Source organism: Clostridium beijerinckii HUN142, from assembly GCF_000621745.1.
Lineage (GTDB): Bacteria > Bacillota > Clostridia > Clostridiales > Clostridiaceae > Clostridium > Clostridium beijerinckii_A.
On the sequence record NZ_JHXK01000058.1, the window covers coordinates 1 to 4,489 of the forward strand.

The 4,489-nt window shown below is 29.0% G+C and carries 2 protein-coding genes and 3 rRNA genes; all 5 read left to right on the plus strand.

What is annotated here, in order from left to right; genetic code table 11:
• Positions 1–98, plus strand: a 23S ribosomal RNA gene (locus T483_RS0118200); the annotation flags it as partial.
• A gap of 73 nt (positions 99–171) precedes the next feature.
• Positions 172–288 (plus strand): 5S ribosomal RNA (rrf, locus tag T483_RS0118205).
• Between the two features lie 594 nt (positions 289–882).
• Entirely contained in the window at positions 883–1,791 is a 909-nt protein-coding gene (locus T483_RS0118210; RefSeq protein WP_026888113.1) for a GNAT family N-acetyltransferase, read from the plus strand.
• Between the two features lie 560 nt (positions 1,792–2,351).
• Positions 2,352–3,602 (plus strand): MFS transporter, encoded by a 1,251-nt coding sequence (locus T483_RS0118215; protein ID WP_026888114.1) that lies wholly within the window; start codon positions 2,352–2,354, stop codon positions 3,600–3,602.
• A 687-nt stretch (positions 3,603–4,289) separates the two neighbouring features.
• Positions 4,290–4,489: ribosomal RNA gene (locus T483_RS0118225) — 16S ribosomal RNA — on the plus strand; the annotation flags it as partial.

The following is a 4,489-nucleotide window of genomic DNA, read 5'->3' on the forward strand; positions in this document are numbered from 1 at the left end:
AGTAAGACCCCTTGAAGACTACAAGGTTGATAGGTCAGAGGTGTAAGTATGGTAACATATTTAGCTGACTGATACTAATAGGTCGAGGGCTTGACCAATATAGTCAAGTTGTAATACATTAAAAAAACTGTGTGCAATTTTCAAGGAATATAATCTTTGAAATTGAATAGATCTCGTGATGATGGCATAGAGGTAACACTCCTTCCCATTCCGAACAGGAAAGTTAAGGTCTATAGCGCCGATGGTACTGCATGGGAGACTGTGTGGCAGAGTAGGACGTTGCGAGGTAAAGATAAAAGATAGTTGTATGACTATCTTTTTTTATTTTGCATAAAAAATGTGATTACTAATTTTAATGAAGAATAGAACAACAAATTTGAATTTTAAAATAGTTTTAGGTTCTGATATAAGAAGTGTCACTCAGAACTTGATGAAGAATTAAATGTATATAGTTTGAATTAATTGACAAATATTTTTGGATATGATAATGTTAATTTATTGAAGGATTTATTGTAAAAATATAGTAAGTCTTATGAAAGGAGAAATGGTAATATGATAAAGAGTGTAAAGGTGATTGCTGTTTAAAACTAAATATGGGCGGAAATGCATTCTTATGGTAGTTATACCTTTTATTTGTGTTATATTTTCGCATAATTTAGATAACCTTTCATAAATATGTGTACTATTAAGGACGAATATCATAACAGTTTTGCCTGTTTTTATAATGCCCGCAGATAGAAATCATTTTAGAGGTTTGTGTCTGCGGGATTTTTCTGCCCATTTTTAGAGATTAAGGAATATCAATAGTATATGATAAGAGCAGCAATCAAAAGGGGAAAACTATATCTAAATTTCAAAAGCAAGCAAAAAGGAGATTTTAAAATGAAAGAAGTAAATCATATAATAACTATGAAGCAATATATAGGTGAAAAAGAATATAAAGATATAAATGAACTTCAAGAAATCATCATTTCAAAGGATAAAGTAAATTTAAAGTTAGAAGTAGAATTTAAATTAGAAATGAATAAAAATTCAGAAACATCAAAGAAGAGATTAAATGAATTTTTATATTATGTAGATGATGTTTTAGTTGCTTATCTTGGGATTTCATGTTTTGGAGGAAATATGGCTGAGCTTAATGGAATGACTCATCCAGAGTGGAGGAGGAAAGGTATCTTTAAAAAACTCTTTGACCTTGCAATAGATGAATGTAGTATGAATGGTTTTAATAAGGTATTATTATTAACAGATGGTGAATCTAAATCTGGAAATGAATTTATAAAAGCAGTAGGAGGAGAATACGATTTTTCTGAATATGGGATGGAATTAATAAGTAAGCATTTTTTAGAAAATTTATTTCCTATTAATTTAAGAAAAGCAAAGGCATCAGATAAGAAGGAATTATCAAGACAAGACTTGATTTATTTTTCTGATAAGGAGGAAAATGAAAGTTTCAGAGTTTCAGCTGAAGAAGAAACTGAACAAATTGAGGAAGATGAATCAAGAATAAAGAATGCTTATATAGCTGAATTAAACAATGAAGTCATAGGCAAAATTCATATTGAATATAATGATGACTCAGCTTTCATATTGGGTTTTGGAGTGTTACCAGAGTTTAGAGGAAAAGGCTATGGAAGAGCAGTACTAAAGGCAGCTTTAAAATTAATAAGTGAAAGAAATATAAAGCAAGTAGAATTAGATGTAGCTGATAAAAATAGTAGGGCGCTTAATTTATATAAATCGTGTGGATTTAAAGAAAAATCTGTGATGAACTATTTTGTGAAATTTTAAGTACTACTTAGTGTCAAAGAGAGGCTGCCATCACTATCGGATTAAAATCCGATAGTGATAGCTTCTGATGTAGACAGTATCATATAACTATTTATAGATTCATTAGTTCTTTATATGTTCTTTTGTTTTCACGATATTTAATTAATTCTAATTTAATATCATTGGAAATATCAACTTTATTAATGTGTTTATAGTAAGGGCGTATTTTATTTTTTACTTCATCATAAAAGTATTCATCATTATATTTGTATGCAACTAAATAAAGGTAGTAGATTGCATTGTGCTAAAGCTTCTTGACTAAAGCTATTTTTTATTCGTATGTATTTTATCCAAGCAGATAAAAAATAATATTCTAAATATTATCCTAATACTTCTAATGTAGATTTCATAAAATAGGATCCAATAAATAAAAAAATAATAATCATATTTAACTAAAATAGTGAAATATAGATAAAATTATAGAATTAAAGTGGTAATTTATATAAAAATTATTTAGTAGGAATGTTTTGAAATTTAAGAATTTTATAGGTAAAATATATTAAGAAAAGGGGGCATAACAAATGAAAGATTTCATTAATAATTATAAAGGATTACCAAAGGAAATGTATGTGATATGTTTTGCTACACTCATTAACAGACTTGGGGATTTTGTAGTACCATTTCTCGCATTATATCTTACTCAAAAAATTGGAATGACAGCTGCAGCAACTGGGGTTATAGTTACATTATCATCTGTTGTAGGCATACCAGCATCCATTTTAGGTGGAAAAATATCAGATATGTTTGGAAGAAAAAAAATATATACATATGCACAAAGTATAGCAGCAGTAACATTAATACCTTGTGCTTTCACTAAAAGTGTTTCAATTACTATAATGTGTTTATTGATAAGCACATTTTTTAATGGTTTTGTACGTCCAGCATTTCAATCAATGATTCAAGATATACTTTCTAAGGAAGAAAGACAAGCTGGATTTTCTCTTAACTACCTAGCGATAAATGCAGGAGTTGCAATTGGACCAATAATAGCAGGTTTTTTATTTAATAATCTTTTACCATTGCTATTTTTAGGAGATACACTAACTTCTTTAATAGCAGTCTTTTTGGTGTGGAAAAATATCAAAGAGACTTATCTGGTAAATAGTAAATTAGAGTTTGAAAGTAAAGCTGAAATAGCAGAAAAGGGAAATACTTTTCAAATGCTTTGGAAAAGGCCAGCATTAAGTTTATTTCTAGTTTTATATATGGTATATAACTTTATTTATGCTCAGCATAAGTTTTCTCTGCCTATAACTTTAAATGCTCAATTTAATAATGAAAGTGCTAAACTTTTAGGCTACATTATGAGTATAAATGCTGTGACTGTTTTAATTCTTACAATTTTTATAGGTTTTATAACTAAAAGAAATCATCAGTTAACTAATATGGCTTTTACGGGAATATTATATGCTATAGGATTTGGAATGATAGGCTATATTGATAATTTCAATTTTTTTATTATTTCCACAATAATATGGACTTTAGGAGAAATTTTAAGTTCAATAAGCTCAGGTGTTTATTTGGCAAATAATAGTCCAAGCAATTATAGAGCTAGATTAAATGCAATAATGAATCTTGGTAGATTTCTGGGTACAGCTCTTAGTACTTTTTTTTCTGGAGCATATATCCAAGTTTATGGATATAAAACATTATGGTTTTTAATATTTTTTATTTCAATAATTTCAGGCATATTAATGTTTGTTTTAAAAATATTTTCTGTGAAATCAGAACGAGACAATTATATGGAAAGCAAAATTAAAAGTGTTGTTTAGAAATTGTTAAGACATTCAAGGATGATAAAAAGTTGAATGTGTGATGCATTTTTGATTCAAATAAGTAACTTTGTTAGAAAGATTAAAGATAAAGATGTTATAGCATTTTCATAATTCAAATTATCAGGACTTATTAAAGAGATATGAGAGTACAATACAAATGTTTGAATATATAATAAACGATATTAAATCATTGGACAACTATTGCTAGCGTGTCAATATGTATAAGAGCTAGAATAATGATGGATTATAGAGAAAAAATAGGAATAATCATACTTAATGACAAGAAGATAGATAATATGAAAATAGTAGAGATGTTAAGATAAAACACGTCGCTAAGAGACATAAACAAAACAACTTAAAAGGAAAAAGATTTTCTAGGAAAGTTGTTGACAATGTCGAATAATGGTGATGATATGATAAAGATCGTCGCTAAGAGACGCATAATTAGTAACTTATAAACTGATAGAACTGTTTAAAATGAAGTTCAAAAAGTTTTTAAAAAAGTTATTGACAAGCTTCGAAAGCGGTGATATACTGAGTAAGCTGTTAGAAACGACAGATAACAACAAAACATTACAACAGTAGTTGTAAGAAAGAAAATTGGTCTTTGAAAATTGAACAGAATGATATAAATACATTTAAGTAAACCAGCAATTTTTATTTGAGTAAGCTAAGATTAAACTTTTTATTGAGAGTTTGATCCTGGCTCAGGACGAACGCTGGCGGCGTGCTTAACACATGCAAGTCGAGCGATGAAGTTCCTTCGGGAACGGATTAGCGGCGGACGGGTGAGTAACACGTGGGTAACCTGCCTCATAGAGGGGAATAGCCTTTCGAAAGGAAGATTAATACCGCATAAGATTGTAGTGCCGCATGGCATAGCA

Excerpts from the sequence above, each read along its gene's own strand:
- T483_RS0118210 (WP_026888113.1), top strand. The coding sequence starts at position 883 with ATGAAAGAAGTAAATCATATAATAACTATGAAGCAATATATAGGTGAA.
- T483_RS0118215 (WP_026888114.1), top strand. The coding sequence starts at position 2,352 with ATGAAAGATTTCATTAATAATTATAAAGGATTACCAAAGGAAATGTAT.